The following is a 19,889-nucleotide window of genomic DNA, read 5'->3' on the forward strand; positions in this document are numbered from 1 at the left end:
ATATAATTATTTTATCAAAAAAATATGCATTTTGTTATTGATTTTTTTGTGAATACTGTATATACTATTGTTATTGAAATTAAATATATGATAATTGATCTTATCAAGAGAGGTGGAGGGACTGGCCCTATGAAGCCCGGCAACCGGTATTTTTAAAATACAACGGTGCCAATTCCAACAGCGTAAGCTGGAAGATGAGAATAAATGAGGACTTATTCGCCGGAGTTTATTCTCCGGCGTTTTTATTTTTCAAAGGGGGAGACGGAATGATAGAAATAAACGGCTTATATAAAAATTACTATGATTATGAAGTTTTAAAGGATATAAGCATGGAAATTAAAGAAGGAGAAATATTTGGAATAATAGGGCGAAGCGGTGCTGGAAAATCCACCCTCCTAAGATGTATAAACGGCCTAGAGCCATATGATAAGGGTTCGGTTAAGGTAATGGGAAAGGAAATAAGCACTCAGAAGAATATGGAGCTTAGAGCCTTAAGAAAAGATTTAGGCATGATATTTCAAAGCTTTAACCTTTTAGAAAGAAAAAGCGTTTATGATAACGTAGCACTGCCTATGGAAATCTGGGGAGAAGGAAAAAGTAAAATAGATGCAAGGGTAAAGGAACTTTTAAAGCTTGTTGGTCTTGAGGACAAAGCAGAGGTTAAGCCTAAATCCTTAAGTGGAGGACAAAAGCAAAGGGTAGCAATAGCAAGAGCATTAAGCTTAAATCCTAAGGTGCTTTTATGCGATGAAGCCACCTCAGCTTTAGATCCAAGCATAACTAAAGGGATACTCAACCTTCTTCAGGATATAAATAAGAAGCTTGGCATTACTATAATAGTGGTTACTCATCAGATGGAAGTGGTTAAGGAAATCTGTGAAAGGGTTGCTCTCTTAGAAGATGGCAGATTAATGGCTCTTGGAAATTCAAATGAACTATTCTTAAAGCCAAATAATGAGCTTAAGAAATTTTTAGGAGAAGAGGAAATTCTTCCGGGAAAAGGAGTAAATATAAGAATATTCTTTCCAAAGGAGCTCAGCCAGCAAAGCATAATAACCGCTATGGCAAGAGAGCTGGATATCGACTTTTCCATAGTTTGGGGCAAGCTTGAAAAATTCAGAAGTGACGTTTTAGGTTCCCTGGTTATAAACCTAGAGAAAGAAAATGAAGGAAGAGTACTTAACTACCTCATTGAAAGATCAATAAACTGGGAGGTAATATAGATGGAATATACAGAAATAATTTATGAAGCACTTTTAGAAACCTTATATATGGTATCTGTATCTACAATATTTGCAGTGATAATAGGAATAATCCCCGCAGTGGTACTTACACTTACAGCTCCCAATGGTCTTAAGCCAAATGAAAAGGTATATAACATACTGGACTTTATAATAAACATTTTAAGATCCTTTCCTTTTATAATACTCATGGTAGCGGTGGTTCCTCTGACTAAAATCATTGCAGGAAGGTCTATAGGAACAACGGCTGCTATAGTTCCCTTAACCATTGCTGCTGCACCCTTTGCAGCAAGGGTTATAGAGTCCTCCTTGAGAGAGGTTAATGCAGGGGTTATCGAAGCAGCTAAGTCTTTTGGTGCCAGCAATTTTCAGATACTCACAAAGGTGATGCTGAAGGAAGCCTTTCCTTCTATAATACTTGGAATAACCCTTACAGTAATAAATGTTATAGGATACTCCGCCATGGCAGGGGCCATAGGAGGAGGAGGTCTTGGAGACATAGCGGTTAAATACGGCTACCACAGATTTAAAACGGATATAACAATCTATACTGTAATAATACTCATAGTAATTGTACAGGCTGTTCAATACCTGGGTAACTTAATATATAAAAAGCTAACAAAATAAATAAAAAAACACTACATGGAGGTATTTATAATGAAAAAAGTATTAGCAATAATTTTAGCAGCAGGATTAGCTCTTGGAGCTGCAGGCTGTGGAAGCAATAAAAGTACAGGAGCTGAAGGGGGAAAAGAGGATAAAACTATAGTTATTGGTGTTAGTCCTGTACCTCATAAAGCAATAGTTGAGGCGGCTGTGCCTATTTTAGAAAAGGAAGGTTATAAAGTTAAAATCGAAGAGTTTACAGATTATGTTCTACCTAACACTGCTTTAGCAGACAAGGACCTTGATGCAAACTTCTTCCAGCATGTACCTTTCCTTAATAAAACAGTTAGTGAAAAAGGACTTAAATTAACTTATACCGTTAAGGTGCATCTTGAACCTTTAGGCTTTTATTCACAAAAGATAAAGAACTTTGATGATATAAAAAGCGGTGCTGAAATAGCTATTCCAAATGACCCAACTAACGGTGCAAGAGCACTAAGGCTTTTAGAAAGCAAAGGTCTAATAAAGCTGAAAGAGGGAGAACTTGTATCTAAGATGGACATCACAGAAAACCCTAAAAATATTAAAATAACAGAACTGGATGCTCCTCAGCTTCCAAGAGTACTGGGAGACGTAGAGGGTGCTGTTATAAATACAAACTTTGCTTTAGAAGCTGGAATGGATCCTATAAAGGATGCTTTAATTATGGAGGAAAAAGATTCTCCTTATGCAAATGTTGTTGCAGTAAGAGAAGAAAACAAGGATTCAGAGAAGATAAAAGCTCTTTCAAAGGCTTTAAATTCTCCTGAGGTTAAAGAGTTTATAGAGGAAAACTATAAGGGAAGTATACTTCCATCCTTCTAAAAATAGAGCCCCTTATAAAGTTTCCTCCTTGTTTACTTGAATTATAAAATATAGTATAGTAAATATCATAGTACATACAAGGAGGCAGCAGAATGAGCGATATAAACAATACGGATATAAAATCCACTGAAGAGAAAATTACTGGGGACCAAAAGACACCTCAAAATGCAGAGTTAACTACAGAAAATACTAAAGTTCAGGAAAAAGAATCACTAAAGCAGGAAGAAAATCAAAACTCAAAAATAACCTTTGGAGAGCTGTTTATAGCAAATTTCGTAGACATTATGACAATCAGTGCTCTATCCTTTATTGTGTTATTTTTATTTCAGCTTATAATAAGATTTGTTGGATATAGAGTAGCAGATAAAATAACAGTGTATTTAATAATGTTCATAGGGGTATCAATATTATATAGCCCCATATGCAATAAAACAAAGCTTGGAACAACTTTAGGCAACAAGTTATTTTATCTTACACTTGAAAAAGATAATTAACTTTATTTAAAAAGGAGAGCCAATGAAAAAAGGTACAGAAATAGAAATTAAAATTCAGGATATGGAATTTCCTTCACAGGGAATAGCAGAAAAAGACGGTGTGAAATTTTCCGTTAAAAATGCCTTCCCCGGTGAAGTTATAAAAGGAAAGCTCACTAAATACAAAAAAGGCGTTGGAGAGCTTAGGCTTTTAGAGTTAGTTGAAAAGGCAGAGTACGAAGTACAAGGTCCCTGCCCTCATTACGGTCCCTGCGGAGGCTGTATAAGCCAGCATGTCCCTTATGATAAGCAGCTAGAATTTAAAGAGCTTCAGGTTAAAAAGCTCTTTGAAAAGGCAGATATAAATATGGGAAGCTACTTAGGCATAGAAGGAAGCCCAACACAGTGGGAATACAGAAATAAAATGGAATTTACCTTCGGAGATTTTGAAAAGGGCGGAGAGCTTTCTCTAGGAATGCATGTAAGGGGCCAAAGCTTCAGCATCCTTTCAGTGCCCCACTGCTTAATAGTAGATGAAGACTTCAGAAAAATACTGGATGCAACCCTTGAGTATTTCAAAAAGCAGGGTCTTCCTCACTATAAAATAATGCAAAGAGAAGGTTATTTAAGAAATCTTATAATAAGAAAGGCCTTCTTCACTAAGAAAATAATGGTGAACCTTGTAACCACCACTCAAATAAACTTTGATCTTCAGGAATACAAGGATATTTTAAACAGCCTTAAATACGAAGGAACCCTGGATACCATACTCCACACAGAAAATGATTCCTTTTCCGATGCAGTAGTACCGGATAAGGTAAACCTTCTTCAGGGAAAAGGCTACATAACAGAAAAGCTTCTGGGCTTAAACTTTAAAATATCACCTTTTTCCTTCTTCCAAACAAATTCTCAAGGTGCAGAAGCTTTATACAGCGTAGTGAGAGAATTCCTTGGAGATGCAAAGAATCTTACAGTGTTTGACCTATACTGCGGTACAGGAACCATAGGACAGATAGCAGCAGCAAAAGCAAAGGAAGTTATAGGCATAGAGCTCATAGAAGAAGCAGCTGCAGCAGCTAATGAAAATGCAGGGTTAAATAACCTAACAAACTGCACCTTCCTGGCAGGAGATGTAACTAAGGTCATCCAAACCATAGACAAAAAACCGGATGTGATAATATTAGATCCACCAAGAAGCGGAGTACACCCTAAAGCATTAGAATATGTAGTAAAATTCAATGCAAAGGAAATAATCTACGTTTCCTGCAACCCTAAAACTCTGGTTATAGATTTGAAATATCTGGAGGAGCAGGGGTATAGGGTGGAAAAGAGTAAGATGGTGGATATGTTTCCGAATACGCCTCACGTGGAGACGGTCGTAAAGCTGGTTAAATAATAACAGAATAAGCACTTGAAAACAGCCTATCTAAGCCATTTTCAAGTGCTTTTTTATATATTTAAGAAGATAAACAGAGCGATATTTGTCTGTGTTTAAATTCTTAAATTCATTTCTTTATCGGTAATAACTAGAGAAATGGTGTGCAGTTTTGCTTTGAGGTTTTATATATTAGCAAAAGATATGATGATGCGTTACTTAAATTCAGATAATATGGGAGTTAATAGAAAATCTATTCCGTATTTAGATGTCAAACCAATTTTATATTCTATAACTAGGTCTATAAGTTGGATTCCGTCTATTAAAATAATACCGTGTTCTTTTGCTTTATCTATTGCTTTGGTAGTAAATGTTGAAGTCGTTACAAAATAAGATCCATATTTATGGCTTTGATGCATTGAGCCAATAAAGTCCCGAATTTCTTGTTCAGACACTAGATTTGTATCAGAATAGCATTTAGCTTGTACTGGTATTATTCCTTGTTTAAATCTTGTCTTGTAAAGGAAGCCATCTATACCACCATCATGTGACTTTTTTGTAGTTTCGCCTAAAGGAGCTTCTCCACATTTAATAAGTGTATTTATCACAAACTCTTCGAAATCATAATTATCCATTTCCTGCAATAAGTGTTTTAAATATTTTTTTAGGTTAATGATATACATATTATAAGCTTCATTAAGATTATTTAAGCTATTAATATGCAGCTTTTCATAATGGTTATCATTTGAGTTATTATCATTCTGAGATCTATTTTGGGACGGGAGGAGCCATAAATTTTTATAAGCGGTATTGGGATCAATAAGAAGGGTTAATCCAATATCGGTAATAGCTAATATATCGTTAGAAAGAGTTTTTATGACATTTTTTTCTATGCACTTCTCTAAAACAGGGAGTATGTCGCTATCTGTTAGTTCCTCTCCGAGTTCTTGCTGTACTTCACTCAATAGAGTATTTCTAAATACAGATTTGTTGTTGATATTATTTAAAATCGATAATAACAAATCACTATAATAGTCATTCATTGTGATTACTTCTTTCTATGATGCTTTGACGAGTTTGCTCCATAGTCATCAAGCAAAAACTCCAGTGTTCATTACTTTTGGCGACTTTATCAGGCGTCTCTTCTCTGGACTTTGTAACTACATAGCTAACTAGAGGACTAACAATTTCCTCTAATTCGGAATAATTATTTGGGTTAAATCCATCAATCCATTTGTATATTCCGTTATTATCTCTAGTTACGAGCATTCTCAAAGAACCTATTATCGGCTGTATTATTCCGCCTGGAACATCATATTTCATACCGTTTTGTGGATTTTGCTTACCATCTGAATATGTGGTGATATTTCTATAATTATCATACAAAAAAGATTTCTGTGACTTAGAGAAACTTATTAATGCATAATTTCCACCACCGCTAGAATTATATGAGCCAACAATATTGTAAATATCAGGTATATTCTTTTCTAGAAAGCTGTATATATTAAAAATATCAGGAATAATAGAATCCATTTTAGAGTATTCAAAGTCCTCGTCCTTTTCAGCAGCATCTTCTACATCTGAAATGTAAGACTTTATGATACTCTCTGAACCTGATGCCCACTTTGCAGGTGGAATTGAAGGTTTCCTGCTAAATTTTGTTTGTAAAGAATATTTTGGGGTTTTTTCGAGATTAAATAAATCTAACAATCTAATTATATTCTCTACAGGAATCAATTTTGCACCATCTTCATGCTTTTCAAATTGCTTATATGCAACTCTGTCTTTAAAAGGTAGTTCTGAAATGAGTTCTTTTAATATATCAAATCCACCTTGAAGATTTACAATTGACCTTGACAGTACTTGTGCAGATGTATTACGAGCTTCAGCAAGACGAGATACTCCTGAAAAGTTTACAGTGATTTCAAATTTCACAAATGCATCAAGGTACTCTTCTTTCTTTTATATTTCATAACAGTTTCTTTATAATCTTGTAAGTATGTCCACCATCAATATTACCTTCATTTTCTTTGTCCATAGTGACCTCAATCACACTAGGTATTATTTCGTCTTCACCTTGAAAAACTACATTTTGGAGTCTTTTAACCTTATGGGCTACCAATACAATACCTCTATTTAGTAAATAGAAAAAACTGTTATGAGGTCTTCCATCCTCAGCGATATCTGTATTCTTTAAGCTATGTGTAATCCTACGTGAGGGGGTAGATTTTATATTTTGTTCCCTCGGATTTTTTTTCATTGGTAATAGTGTATCGTCCCCTAATCCTAATTCCATAACGTGTATGAAAGTACAATAAATAATAGGGAAGTCCCATTTCTCTACCTGAGGCATTTCATTGTTTTCTGAAAGATAATCCCTCAAATAATGTGGGTCAAACATAAATGTGATTTGATCACTTCTCATCCTAAGTACAAAGTCACTTTCTGTTTCTTCAAACCGCTTTAAAACAATCGACATTTCGAAACCTCATTTCATAATATATTAAATGGTCAACCTAAAATAAAAATGTTGTAACTTTAATATTCTACATATTTGTAAGTTATCCTCTAGGTAAATCAATGAATTACAATCATATGGAAGGATAAAATGAATAATTAGCTTATATTTGATTATTAGTTGTATTGATTTATACTTTTTAAGAAAATTAGATTAACTATAGTTTTGTTAAGTGTTACTATGCATAAATTAAAATACTCATGGAGGGGCGGCAAAGCTGTTTAAATAATAATATAATTAGCCGTTTAAAATGACTAATTTAAGCTGTATTCAAAGGTTGTTTTTTATTTTATATTAAAATGAGGCTACTTTATTTGTGTTTATGGCTTGTTTACAATTAGGAAATACAGTAACGATGTGGAGTTTTGCTGATAGAGTTCAACCTATGGGCAGGCTAGACAACGTTTTAGCTAATTTCAAATAGAATCAATGGTTCCTATAATTTGATAAGCAGTTTAAATATTTATAATAGGTAAGTAAAAGAATTGAATAACAAAGAAAGTAATCTACTTTGTTACAATTAGTTTATACGCTAAAGAGCGAATTAACTATTTCGTGAGTTAAGCAATATGCAAAGCTAATAAACATGTGGTAAGTTTGAAAAGATGATAAGTATAGATATCAAATAAGCTAGAAATATATATAAAAGTATTTATTAATGTGGGGGCTTTTTACCTATGGCATAAGCCTAATATAATTTCAAATACTGCAACTGTCTTTGATAAATGTGTTGAAAAGAATAATGTTCTCTTGTATAATTGGTCTATGAAAAGTTTCGTTAACGAAAGGAGTGGCTTGATAATGCCGGAATTGGGTGATTTACTTACTGTATCGGATGTATCCACAAAGCTAAAGGTGACACCTCAGTATGTAAGAAAGTTAATAAGTGAAAAAAAGCTAATTTCTGTTCGGATTGGAAGCCAATGGGTTGTTAAGCCAGAAGACCTTAATGAATATATACAATCTTATAATGTGTTTATTGAACCAGATGATCACGAGAGAGTTAGTGCTGATATCCCGGATATTATTGCACTGAGCTTCTTCTCTGGAGCAATGGGCTTGGATATTGGAATGAAAAATGGAGGAATCCGTTCTTTACTTGCGTGTGAAATCAATAAGTACTGCAGAATGACAATTGCTAAGAATGAACCTGAAATGGCATTGATTGGGGATATAAACAAGTATGAACCAGAAGAAATATTACGATTAGCAAAAGTTCCAGAAGGTCGTAATGTTGATCTTATCTTTGGTGGCCCCCCATGTCAAGCTTTTAGTACAGCTGGTACAAGACGTGCTTTGGATGATGAAAGAGGAAATGTATTTATGAGATACATAGATGTTGTAGAGCAAATTCGTCCTACATATGTTGTTATTGAGAACGTGCGAGGCCTTTTATCTGCACCTTATCCTTATTCAGATATTAAAGAACCTATAAAAGGTGGTGCACTCTGCATAATTCTTGATAGATTGAAAGCTGCAGGTTATACAGTTTCGTTTGAACTCTATAATTCAGCAAATTTTGGTGCTCCACAAATACGTGAACGTATTGTTATCATTGGTAAACTTGGAGATAGTAAAGTTCCATATTTATCCCCTACAAATTCAGAGTCTGAACAATACGGATTACCAAAGTGGAGAACATTGAGAGATGCTTTAGAGACACTGGAAACTGAAGATCATCATTACATTCAATTTCCTGAAAAACGCTTAAAATACTATCGTATATTAACAGAAGGTCAGTATTGGAAAGATCTTCCCAAAGAACTGCAAAAAGAGGCAATGGGTTCAAAATTAAATCTTGGAGGAGGGAAAACAGGGTTTTTGAGGAGATTAAATTTCAGTAAACCTTCACCAACTTTAGTAACAAATCCAACCATGCCTGCAACTGACTTGTGTCATCCTACAGAAGATAGACCATTAAGCATTGAAGAATATAGTTGTATTCAAGGATTCCCAAAAGGATGGGAAATTTGTGGGCCGATTCTAGAGCAATATAAGCAAATTGGAAATGCAGTGCCTATTAAGCTTGGTGAAGCAATTGCAAAAACTATTATTGCAGACATGAATGAACAAAGATTGCCGAAATATCCAGGATACCTATATTCTAGATATAAAAATACCAATGAAATAACATGGTGTAGTGCTATGGATAAGGAACTGGAAAAGGCAAGATCAGCACAAGCAAGCGAAAAGAATGAGCAAATATCAATTGTTTTTGATTAATAATTAAAAGTAAAGCATTGATGCTATTGAAAGCATTAATGCTTTATTTTAGTTATAGACTAGTTATTAGGGTTCTATTTGCAGTAGATTTAGACTTTAGAAATGCTTGATAATCTGACTCTGACATAATACACTGCGGAAGGCTCTGGCCTTCGGTTTTAAATTGGTTAATTAATGAGATTAAGTTGTCCCACTTGTAAGCTGGATATTTTAGCCCCTTTCTAGTTTGCGTACCGAGACGATACCATTTTATTATTGTTGTTCCAACACGAATATTGCTACTGGAGCTATTTTCTGTATTTGATTTGTTCTTAACCTGCAAAAGAAAAGTACCTTCTGTATTGCAGAAGTCGATGGCTCTCAATACATTACCAGCACACCAAATTAAGCCATAAGGACGTACCTTTGTCGCAATATACTCTTCAAGAAGATTACCTTGGATATTCTCAGCAGACATAAAAAGGTTATGGATGGTTTCGCCTAATTTTGCTTCCTCATCTGACAATCCTTGTGTACCTTGAACAATAGCTTTAATAGCAGGATCTGTACATGACCCTTTTGGATTGGCAGTGCGTTTACTTGGTAGATTATTTACGGCATAAGAGTAGCCCTTTACCCATCTATCAATATAAATCTGTGGATTTTGTTGCCCTTGTATTTTTATTCCTGGAAAATAATCCATATTCATTAAAGCTATTTCAAAAATAATATCAAGGTCATGCCAGTTAACCAACTCGTTATAAGATTTTGCCAATGAATAACATTCACGTAAATATTCTTTCGTTAAGTTAATATTTGCAATAGTATAGCTTGTCATAAATTTCCCCCTTTATAAATCTTTATATTATAAATAAGAATAATATAAAGTGCCTAGCAGTATTGATTTGTTTTTGAACATACTTATTAACGACCTATAATATTTGCATTAATAACATTGCTTTATTTCACAAAGTTTAAGAATAAAATAAATGGTTGTTTTATCCAATTTACTTTACTTCTAATAAAGTAGCAATTTTTTTAATCGATTTCAATAATCATAGTATTATTGATATTTAATAATTTATGATTGCTTTAATATATATGTATATTCTAGCAATATATGGTGTTAGATACAAGATATTTTAAATATTTAGTGAACAATACTTATTTCGGAGATGTAGTAAGCTTAACCTGTATGAGTTCTAATTATATAAGATATTCTCTGATAATTTCCTGCTCTTTTGTGATTGGGTTATGTTGTAAATTAATAATGTTTATTGGTAGGTAGCATTATTTTTCATTAGTATATATATTACTATAATGGGAAGAATTCTAATGCTAATGATTAATAGATATGAGGTGTAAATATTGTATTTTAAGGGTATAGATTTAACAACAATGGATAATCTAGCAATATATGATATGGTATTGTATAATAGAATACCTTTTTTTCCTCCAGGATTTTGGCGTTCAATGTCTATGGAAGAGGGCAGAGAAGTATCAATTAAGTTATTAAAATATCTTATAGAGGATAAATTAAAATATACTATGAAAGAAACTACTAAAGAAATATCTAAAGAGTTTATAAAAAATGTAAAACTATGGACTCCTTGTAAATTATACTTTGGACGTTCAGCTGTAAAATATATTATGGCAGTTTATCCTAACAGTTTTAGGGCTTTTGAATTTGAGAAATGTAGAACTCCTCAAGGATACTGGAATAGTAGACAGAATAGAATTGATGCAATAAGATGGTTAATTGAGGAAAAGTTAAATTGGAATATTAATGATGTTAAAAAAAGATTTTATAGAGAGATAATGGTTGAATATGGTTTGGGTACTATTACCAATTATTATACGAATGGATATGATATCATAAATGAGATTTTCCCAAATATAATTAAGCCGTGGGAATTAGAATTATGTCCGGTTAGTGATAAATTTTGGGATAATAGAGAGAATAGAAATGAAGCTATAAGATGGCTTATTATTGATAAATTTGATTTTTCACATGAAGATGTAATAAATAAGCTCAAATTTAAGCACTTTTGTGAAAATCACCTATCTACATTAATATGTAACTATCATAATAAATCGATTGTTGCTGCAGTATTAGAGGCATTTAAAGAAGAATTTATGCCTTGGGAATTCAGTTATCATAGATGGAGTGAAAGCGATGCTATTTCAGCTACTATATGGCTAATAAATAAAATGAATTTAGAAGCCGGAAAGACACCTAAAGATATTACATTTGAGGATTTTAAAAATAACAAGATGAGGACTCTTCTTGATAAGTTCTATGGTGGATCAGCTAGAAAAGCCATTAATGCTGCTATAAATACAGTTTCAATTTATACTATAATAAGAAAATAATAAATTAGAATATAATAATAAAAGCATAGATAGCTATTTCATTATTAATAGCATCTATGCTTTATTTACTTTAAATGGTATATACTGTAAATGAAAAACTGTAATCTAAGATTTAGTCCTTAATTATATATAAAAAACTTTTTTGTGATATGCCTTGTTTATAATAAATATTTGCAAAGTAGTTCTTCTTGTACAACTTCATCTTTTTCTGTATTAATAAGCATTATATAAAGGTTTACTCTTAGAGATATAGGAGGCTTCCTTAAAATTCGATGAAATAACTTTTCATCATCGACTACGATTGTATATTTGTCTTCTTGATTTAATTCTTTCATAGCAATGCTACCATAAATAAATGTAAAATGAATTGGTGAATAGTACCTTACGTTTTGAGAAGGTTTGAAATCAAAATACCATTTCTCATATTCTGAATCAAATAAGTTTATAATCATATCAGGATAACTCTTTTTCTTTTCAGTGTTATCAGGACTCCATTTAATTGGTTTATCGTATAAGTATGCTAGTAGTATCTGTTTAAATTTATTTTTTTTATAGTCAAAGTTTCTGCCATTCATTGACGGCTGGTCTATCACGAAATCATCTTCGTATTGAATTGGACTATTTAATTGATTTAAAATATGATGATCATTTTGCGTAGCTAAATGCCCAGCAGCAATCATTAAATCATGATATGTAACTTCATTATATGCTTTTATTGCAAACTTATATAAAGTTTCTGGAGATGGGGGTGCATCTATCATTTCTCTTAAGAATCTTGATATATGAGCTGCACTTACTCCTGTTTCATTAGCATACTGATTAATAGACCTATCTCCCTTTGCTTTATTCAAAAGTATCGCAAAATCGGTTTTATTAAACATTTGTTTATCGCTCACTCTGTTCACCTCGTAAATATATTATAACGAAACTGTTGACTATAGTCAATGAAAAATGGAAAAAAATATACAAATACTATTGTTTTTGGTAAAAGAATGTGATATCTTATTAGTATCAAGACACAATATCAAATAAAAAAGATATTTGTGTGAAAGGGTAATGGTTTTAATAGAAAAAACCCTTATTTTTTAAAATTAGTGTTGACTGCAAACAATAGAAATGAATGCCTTAAAGAATAAGTTATTACTTAAGATTATTAAATAATAAATATAAGACCTAGGAGGATAAAGTTATGGACAAAAAAGATATTCTAAAACCTAAAAAGGAAAATGCTATTAAACATAAGAGTGTTCCATGTCCATGTTGTACTAATAAAAGATTAATGGATATGGTATATGCAGAAAAAACAGAATTGGAAATAAAATGTAATAAATGTAGAAATATAATTCATATAAGCCTAATTAATAATGAAATATTTGTTAGTTCAATATAATCTATACCGAGCAAAGGAGTCGCTTGAACTACCGAATAGCCGGATAAATTACGATTTAGAGCGTAATTTATCCGGCTATTTTTGCTAAAAAGTATTTCTTATTAAGAAACAACTCTTCATATTTAACTTTTACTATTTAGGTACAGAGCAAGAGAAAGGGGGTGAGAAAGTGATGATAGCACAAGATTGGATAACTCCAACTGAAAGGAGAATGGAAATTTTAAAGGTTCTTTGTAAAAGAAGAAGTGATACAATGGCTAATTTAGCTGAAGAGTTTGGAGTTACATCGCGCACTATTAAAAATGATATTGATTATTTATCACTTTCTTACCCCATAGAAACTGTTCGTGGTAGATATGGGGGCGGTGTTAAGATTATGGGTACTTTTGACTTAGATAGAAAATATCTTAGTCCAATACAAAAAAAACTGCTTGAGAAACTAAAAAAAGACCTTACTGGCAAAGACCTTTATATTATGAATGGAATCTTGAAAGATTTTGCTTTGAATAGATAATGATGGGACAAGCCAGAATAGAAAGGAAGATAATGATGAAAGAGATTTATATGTTATTAGCTGATGGCTATGAAAAGCTAGCACAAGGATTTCTGACATTAGCTCAGCAAGGTAAAGAAGTAAAAGAGAAACTAGAAAACGAGGGATCTGGTGATGGGATTTATACTACAGAGTTAGAAGTAACAATCGAAATGGTTAGGGCTATACTCGCTAAGAAATCACAAGAAGGTAAAATTAGTGAGGTGAAAGATTTGCTTATGAAGTACGATGCAGGAAAGCTTTCGGGTGTAAACCCTAAGGATTATGCTTCACTTATTAAAGAAGCTGAGCTACTTTGATGGGTGGACATGCAAGATTCTCTCCGTCAGTAGCAAACCGTCGTATTAATTGTCCTCCTTCTTTGGTGCTCGAGGAGAACTTTGAAGACGTAGAGTCTCAATATGCAGCAGAGGGCTCTGCCGGTCATGCATTGGCTGAGTACCTTATAAAAAGGTACCTTAAAAAAAGTAGTGAAAGACCAGAGTCTGACTATTACACAAACGAACTAATTGAGGCTGTAGATGAATATGTGTCCTATGTAATAGGAGATATTGAGAAAGCAAAACAAATCTGTATGAACCCAATGTTTCTTGTAGAACAACGTGTTGATGCCTCTGACTTTGTAGAGGATTGCTTTGGTACAGCAGATATGGTTGTAATAACTGATAAAGTTATTCACATAATAGACCTAAAGCTGGGGAGAGGAGTTCCAATTTACGCAGAAGAAAATCCACAGCTAATGATATATGGATTGGGTATTCTTAGGATGGCTGATTTCATTTATGATATAGAAATAGTTAAGTTTACTATATTCCAGCCTAGACTAAATAACTTAAGTACTTGGGAGATTACAACTGATGCGCTTAAGACTTGGGGAGAGGATGTATTAAAGCCGAGAGGTGCAATGGCTCTAATGGGAACAGGCGAGTTTAAATCAGGTAAATGGTGCCGTTTTTGTAAAGCAAGAAACCAATGCCGTGCTAGAGCAGAGGAGTTTTTATCCCTTGCAAAGATGGAATTTCGTGAACCTGCTTTGCTTTCAGATGAAGAAATTATAGAAGTTCTGAAGGTTTCAGATGAACTTTCAAAGTGGGCGTCCGAGATATATTCCTTCGCACAGGACCAAGCTATTGTTCACGGAAGAGTGTGGAATGGGTTCAAGCTAGTGGAAGGGCGTAGTAATCGTAAGTACACTAATGAAGATGAAGTGGTAGAAGCTGCAAATGCTGCAGGATACACAGATATTTATAAACAAACTCTAGTAACCATTACTGAAATGGAAAGGTTAATGGGAAAAAAGGAATTCGCCAAAGTGTTAGGACATTTGGTGTACAAGCCACAAGGAAAAATTTCCTTGGTACCAGAGAGCGATAAGAGAGAAGCAATAAAAAAAAATACCGCTGTGGCGGAATTTCAGGAGGTTTAATTTTATGAAAAATAATACTGTTGGAACAAAGGTCATTGTACCATGCCGTTTTTCTTATCTTCACTGTTGGGAGCCGGACTCCGTAAATGGTGGAGATCTCAAATACAGTGTTTCTGCTATTGTTCGAAAGAGTGACACAAAGACTGTGGAAGCTATAAAATCTGCCATTGAACAGGCGAAGAAGGAGTCTGTTTCTAAATGGGGCGGTAAGGTTCCGGCCAATCTTAAGACACCTCTTAGAGATGGTGATATCGACAGACCAGATGATGAATCCTATAAAGAGTGCTATTTCTTTAATGCAAATAGCAAGCAAGCTCCTCAAGTTGTTGATGCAAAGGTGCAGCCTATACTTGACCAGAGCGAAGTGTACTCAGGTTGTTATGGTCGTATCAGTGTGACTTTCTATGGTTACAACTCAAACGGTAATAGAGGTATTGCAGCTGGATTGGGTAACATACAAAAACTGAAGGACGGTGAACCTTTGGGCGGACGTTCTAAAGCTGCTGATGAATTCAATACTTCTGAGGAAGATAACTTTCTGGAATAATGACAGTATGTGGGCGGTAGGTAACTGCCGTCTAGTACTTAAGGAGCAGATAGCATGAATTTATCAATAGATATTGAAACATATTCCGATGTAGATTTAAGAAAGTCTGGGGTTTATGCGTATGCAGATAGTCCGAACTTCAAGATTATGCTGCTTGCTTATGCCTTTGATGATGAAAAAGTAAAAATTATTGACTTGGCCAGGGGTGAAAAGTTATCTCAGGAAATATTAAATGCTCTCACTGATGAGAGCATCATAAAGATAGCATTTAATGCAGCCTTTGAAAGAACCTGTCTTTCTAAGTACCTAGGAATAAGGATTCCTCCCGTATCATGGCAGTGTACTTCTGTACAATCAGCTATGCTTTCCTTGCCATTGTCTCTTGATGGTGTAGGTGAAGTTTTAAATATAAAACGTAAGAAACTAAAAGAAGGAACTGAACTGGTCCGCTTTTTTTCACTCCCTTGTAAACCTACAAAGAGCAATGGATGGAGAACAAGAAATTTACCGGAACATGCACCTGAGAAGTGGGAGCAGTTCAAAACCTACTGTATAAGGGATGTGGATGCTGAAATGGAAGTTAGATGGAAGCTTAGAAAGTTTCCCATTCAAGAAAGTGAAATGGAACTATATAGGCTGGATCAGGAAATAAATGACCGAGGTATTCTAGTTGACCGTGAACTAGTATCTCATGCTGTGAAATGTGACATTCAGTATAAGAATAAGGCAACAGCAAGGGCATACGAGCTAACAGGCCTGGATAACCCAAATTCAGTTACGCAAGTGAAGGAATGGCTTTCAAGTTGTGGAGTTGAAATAGACAGCCTTGATAAAAAGGCTGTTAAAGGACTTATTGAAGAATCTGACGGTGAGGTTTTGGAGGTGTTGAAGCTTAGGCTTCTTATGGCTAAGACCTCTGTGAAGAAGTATGAAGCTATTGAACGTTCTGTTTGTTCAGATGGAAGAGTTCATGGATTACTGCAGTTTTATGGTGCAAATAGAACTGGCCGGTGGGCAGGTAGATTAGTACAGGTACAGAACCTTCCTCAAAATCATTTACCTGATTTGACTCTTGCTCGTGACCTTCTAAAGAAAGGTAGCTATGAGGATGTGGAGTTACTTTTCGACTCTACACCAGAAGTTTTATCGGAACTTATACGAACTGCTTTTGTGCCAAAGCCTGGAACTCGTTTTATTGTAGCAGATTTTTCGGCTATTGAGGCGAGAGTGCTTGCATGGCTTTCTGGAGAGAAGTGGAGAATTGATGTGTTTTCAAGTCACGGCAAGATATATGAAGCTTCTGCTTCAGCTATGTTTGGAGTACCAATAGAGGAGATTAGGAAGGGAAGCTCTCTACGACAGAAAGGTAAAATTGCTGAATTAGCACTTGGATATGGTGGCTCGGTTGGTGCTTTAACTTCTATGGGTGCTTTGGAGATGGGAATAACGGAAGATGAAGTTAGTTTGCTGGTGAATCAATGGAGAAAGTCTAATCCCCATATTACAAAGTTATGGTGGGACGTTGATGCCGCATCAAGAACTGCAGTTCGTGAAAAGCAAGAATCTGTAGTTGGCAGAGTGTGTTTTTCTTACAAATCGGGGATCTTGTTTGTGATTCTTCCTTCCGGAAGAAAGTTGTCTTATATCAAACCTAAATTAGAAACGAATAGGTTTGGGAGAGAAGGATTGACCTATGAAGGAGTAGGTGAAAGCAAAAAATGGCAGCGAATTGAGACTTACGGGCCAAAGCTGGTAGAAAATATCGTTCAAGCTACCAGTAGAGACCTTTTAGCACTTGCAATGCTAAGGCTTCGCAACAGTGGTCTTGAGATTGTAATGCACATACATGATGAAGTTGTGCTGGAGGTTCCTGAAGGTAAGTGCTCAGTAGAGGAAGTATGCAACATAATGAGTACATGTCCTGAATGGGCAATTGGACTTCCTTTAAGAGCTGATGGTTATGAATGCAGTTACTATAAAAAAGATTAGGAGGTGAGTTGCTTGATAATCAGTAAATATAATGATGAGGGTTATTATGACCCTACTGCATACGAAGGTATTCGGAATGCGGATATGGAGGCTTGTAAACTTAGGATTAGCTATCCGACAGGATATATGGAAATAAATCTTGAGCATTTTTTTCCTTGCACATTAGATAAGGCAAAGAAGGTTTTTTCGCTTATATACAGATATTCATCTGAAAGAGATAAGCATAAACTGATGAAATTCCTTCAAGGACTTGAAAATTATTATGCTAATCAAATGGAGGAATATGCAGAAGAGGCTATGTCTTATCCGAAGAAATCTTATGAATATAGAAAGTATTTTTCACTATTTAAGGAATCAAGGCGGCTTCGCCAAAAAACATTAAAGAATTTTGAACTCTTCATTGCAGGGAGGAAATCAAATGAGATTTAAGCTATGCACTGGGAATTCCCGTATGGAGAAGCAATGGAATTTGCAGGAGATGGAATTGGACGAGTTCCGTGATCGCATTGCAGTGACTCACAGGACTTCTGAAACGATGGAGCAGTACAGAAAAATGTCCAAAGCAAGGCAGGATGAAATAAAAGATGTAGGTGGCTTCGTATTAGGGTCTTTAGAAGATGGAAGGAGAAAAAAGGATTGTGTTCTGACTCGTTCGGGATTATCTTTGGATATGGATTATGCAACTCTTGATGTTATAGACCAGGTTGAAATGTTTTTTTCCTTCAAATGTTTTTTTTACTCCACACATAAACATACTACAGAGAAGCCGCGACTTAGGCTTATCATACCTCTTTCGCATGAAGTGTCTCCAGATGAGTATTCTGCTATAGCAAGAAAGATTGCAGAGGATATTGGTATTGAGCTCTTTGATGATACTACCTATGAACCTAGTAGACTAATGTATTGGCCATCTACTTCAATGGATGGAGAGTTCATTTTCAAAGAGGTGGAAGGCAATCTACTTGACCCGGATGCTGTGCTTTCCAGATACAAGGATTGGCAAAATTCAGCTGAATGGCCTGTATCAAAAAGACAGCAGACAGTTGTACAGCGTGAGGTTAAAAAACAAGCAGATCCTTTAGAAAAGCCTGGTACGGTGGGAGCTTTCTGCCGAACTTATTCAGTAACAGAAGCTATTGATACTTTTCTAAGCGGTGAGTATCGTAGAAGTGAAATGAATGGACGCTACGATTATATTTGTGCTGACTCTCAGGCTGGTGTAGTAGTCTATGAAGATAAATATGTGTATAGTCATCATGCAACGGACCCAGCTTGTGGTAAGCTGATGAATGCTTTTGATGTAGTTCGCATACACAAGTTTGGAGGACTGGATGATAAAGTAGATGAAAATACTGAAGTTACTAAATTACCATCCTTTAAGGCGATGCTAGAATTTGCAATTTCCGATCAAAAGATAAAGATTCAACTTGCTAAAGAACGTGAGAAACTTGTAGCAGAAGAGTTTGATTTACTAGACCAAGATAACTGGCAGACTGTTCTGGAACTTGATAAGCAAGGAAAAGTTAAGGACACTCTAACTAACATAGCCAGCATTATCCGTTTTGACCCGAATCTTAAATCTATTGTATACAACGAATTTAAAAGTGTAATCGATGTTGTTGGTGAGCTTCCTTGGAAACAAGTACGTAGGGGATGGGGAGATGCTGATCTTGCCTGTGCCAAAGTGTACTTCGAAAGAGTTTATGGTATATGGTCACCTACAAAGTTTAAAGATGCACTTCTCGCTGTAGTATCCGCAGAACGTACTTACCATCCAATTAAGGAATACTTTAGTGTGTTAAAGTGGGATGGAATCGAGCGTATTGATACTCTGATTATTGATTATCTTGGTGCAGAGGATACTAAGTTTGTAAGAACCGTGACTCGTAAAGCCTTGTGTGCTGCTGTTGCTCGTGTATATGAACCTGGAATTAAGTTTGATTCTATTTTAGTGCTTAATGGTCCGCAAGGAATTGGTAAATCTACGTTTTTTGCACTTCTAGGAAGGCAGTGGTATTCTGATAGCTTATCTATTTCGGATATGAAGGATAAGACCGCAGCAGAGAAACTACAAGGTTATTGGATTTTGGAGCTCGGAGAGTTGGCAGGCATCAAAAAAGTAGATGTTGAAACAGTAAAATCTTTTATAAGCCGTACGGACGATAAATTCAGGCAATCATATGGAGTCAATGTAGAAAGCCATCCCAGGACTAATATCATTGTTGGTTCTACCAACTCGGAGAGTGGATTTTTGCGAGATATTACAGGCAACCGCCGCTTTTGGCCTGTACTTGTATCAGGTAACGGAAAGTACAATGCCTGGTCTTTAAAA

Annotated in this window: 20 protein-coding genes and 1 riboswitch; of the genes, 15 read left to right on the forward strand and 5 right to left on the reverse strand. The window is 34.9% G+C overall.

The features are described 5' to 3' along the window. Positions 1-97 precede the first annotated feature (97 nt). A riboswitch (SAM riboswitch) is annotated at positions 98-201 on the forward strand. Between the two features lie 65 nt (positions 202-266). The 5 genes from TA89_RS03160 to rlmD all read left to right on the forward strand — a co-directional run bounded on the left by TA89_RS03160 (position 267) and on the right by rlmD (position 4,580). Next, positions 267-1,223: a methionine ABC transporter ATP-binding protein gene (locus TA89_RS03160; RefSeq protein WP_040210770.1), complete on the forward strand. Its 957-nt coding sequence runs from the start codon at positions 267-269 to the stop codon at positions 1,221-1,223. Then, positions 1,224-1,868 (forward strand): methionine ABC transporter permease, encoded by a 645-nt coding sequence (locus TA89_RS03165; protein WP_040210771.1) that lies wholly within the window; start codon positions 1,224-1,226, stop codon positions 1,866-1,868. A 27-nt stretch (positions 1,869-1,895) separates the two neighbouring features. Then, positions 1,896-2,711 carry a MetQ/NlpA family ABC transporter substrate-binding protein gene (locus TA89_RS03170; protein ID WP_082023828.1) on the forward strand — a complete coding sequence of 272 codons (816 nt, stop codon included), beginning with the start codon at positions 1,896-1,898 and terminating at the stop codon, positions 2,709-2,711. Between the two features lie 92 nt (positions 2,712-2,803). Then, positions 2,804-3,205, forward strand: a complete 402-nt coding sequence (locus TA89_RS03175) for an RDD family protein (RefSeq protein WP_040210775.1) — start codon at positions 2,804-2,806, stop codon at positions 3,203-3,205. Positions 3,206-3,227: 22 nt separating this feature from the next. Then, positions 3,228-4,580, forward strand: coding sequence for a 23S rRNA (uracil(1939)-C(5))-methyltransferase RlmD (gene rlmD / locus TA89_RS03180; RefSeq protein ID WP_040210777.1), 1,353 nt, complete (start codon positions 3,228-3,230; stop codon positions 4,578-4,580). Between the two features lie 194 nt (positions 4,581-4,774). On the opposite strand, the gene TA89_RS17580 is transcribed toward rlmD, so the two are convergent. The 3 genes from TA89_RS17580 to TA89_RS03195 are packed head-to-tail and all read right to left on the reverse strand — an operon-like array spanning position 4,775 to position 7,038. Next, positions 4,775-5,602, reverse strand: a complete 828-nt coding sequence (locus TA89_RS17580) for a restriction endonuclease (protein WP_052447292.1) — start codon at positions 5,600-5,602, stop codon at positions 4,775-4,777. Beyond that, positions 5,595-6,494, reverse strand: coding sequence for an AIPR family protein (locus TA89_RS03190; protein ID WP_040210779.1), 900 nt, complete (start codon positions 6,492-6,494; stop codon positions 5,595-5,597). Before TA89_RS03190 ends, TA89_RS17580 begins: the two co-directional genes overlap by 8 nt. A gap of 34 nt (positions 6,495-6,528) precedes the next feature. After that, positions 6,529-7,038, reverse strand: coding sequence for a hypothetical protein (locus TA89_RS03195; RefSeq protein WP_040210781.1), 510 nt, complete (start codon positions 7,036-7,038; stop codon positions 6,529-6,531). Between the two features lie 840 nt (positions 7,039-7,878). Between TA89_RS03195 and TA89_RS03200 the strand changes: the two genes are divergently transcribed. Further along, positions 7,879-9,300 (forward strand): DNA cytosine methyltransferase, encoded by a 1,422-nt coding sequence (locus tag TA89_RS03200; protein WP_052447293.1) that lies wholly within the window; start codon positions 7,879-7,881, stop codon positions 9,298-9,300. 52 nt (positions 9,301-9,352) lie between these two features. Here TA89_RS03200 and TA89_RS17585 read toward each other — a convergent pair whose 3' ends face one another. Continuing rightward, positions 9,353-10,117, reverse strand: a complete 765-nt coding sequence (locus TA89_RS17585; RefSeq protein WP_052447294.1) for a SinI family restriction endonuclease — start codon at positions 10,115-10,117, stop codon at positions 9,353-9,355. A gap of 530 nt (positions 10,118-10,647) precedes the next feature. On the opposite strand from TA89_RS17585, the gene TA89_RS03210 reads away from it, so the two are divergent. Further along, positions 10,648-11,652, forward strand: coding sequence for a DUF4046 domain-containing protein (locus tag TA89_RS03210; protein ID WP_040210783.1), 1,005 nt, complete (start codon positions 10,648-10,650; stop codon positions 11,650-11,652). Between the two features lie 158 nt (positions 11,653-11,810). Here the strand turns inward: TA89_RS03210 and TA89_RS17590 are convergent, their stop codons facing one another. After that, on the reverse strand, positions 11,811-12,548 hold the full coding sequence (locus TA89_RS17590; RefSeq protein WP_052447295.1) for a helix-turn-helix domain-containing protein: 738 nt from the start codon (positions 12,546-12,548) through the stop codon (positions 11,811-11,813). Positions 12,549-12,841: 293 nt separating this feature from the next. On the opposite strand from TA89_RS17590, the gene TA89_RS03220 reads away from it, so the two are divergent. The 8 genes from TA89_RS03220 to TA89_RS03255 all read left to right on the forward strand — a co-directional run. Beyond that, a complete protein-coding gene (locus TA89_RS03220; RefSeq protein WP_040210786.1) occupies positions 12,842-13,042 on the forward strand; it encodes a hypothetical protein in 201 nt (66 codons plus the stop codon). Between the two features lie 172 nt (positions 13,043-13,214). After that, positions 13,215-13,556, forward strand: a complete 342-nt coding sequence (locus TA89_RS03225) for an HTH domain-containing protein (protein WP_197073433.1) — start codon at positions 13,215-13,217, stop codon at positions 13,554-13,556. A 35-nt stretch (positions 13,557-13,591) separates the two neighbouring features. Continuing rightward, complete coding sequence (locus TA89_RS03230) at positions 13,592-13,894, forward strand: hypothetical protein (RefSeq protein WP_147590055.1); 303 nt, start codon at positions 13,592-13,594, stop codon at positions 13,892-13,894. After that, positions 13,894-15,021: a DUF2800 domain-containing protein gene (locus tag TA89_RS03235; protein WP_040210788.1), complete on the forward strand. Its 1,128-nt coding sequence runs from the start codon at positions 13,894-13,896 to the stop codon at positions 15,019-15,021. Before TA89_RS03230 ends, TA89_RS03235 begins: the two co-directional genes overlap by 1 nt. A gap of 4 nt (positions 15,022-15,025) precedes the next feature. Next, complete coding sequence (locus TA89_RS03240; protein ID WP_040210792.1) at positions 15,026-15,568, forward strand: DUF2815 family protein; 543 nt, start codon at positions 15,026-15,028, stop codon at positions 15,566-15,568. 54 nt (positions 15,569-15,622) lie between these two features. Beyond that, a complete protein-coding gene (locus TA89_RS03245) occupies positions 15,623-17,557 on the forward strand; it encodes a DNA polymerase (RefSeq protein ID WP_040210794.1) in 1,935 nt (644 codons plus the stop codon). A gap of 12 nt (positions 17,558-17,569) precedes the next feature. Then, positions 17,570-17,986 (forward strand): hypothetical protein, encoded by a 417-nt coding sequence (locus tag TA89_RS03250; RefSeq protein ID WP_040210796.1) that lies wholly within the window; start codon positions 17,570-17,572, stop codon positions 17,984-17,986. Then, positions 17,976-19,889, forward strand: a 1,914-nt coding sequence (locus TA89_RS03255) for a virulence-associated E family protein (RefSeq protein ID WP_040210798.1), incomplete at its 3' end; no start/stop codon positions are given. The genes TA89_RS03250 and TA89_RS03255, both read left to right, overlap by 11 nt.

The sequence above is a fragment of the Clostridium polynesiense genome, from assembly GCF_000820705.1.
GTDB lineage: Bacteria > Bacillota > Clostridia > Clostridiales > Clostridiaceae > Clostridium_AA > Clostridium_AA polynesiense.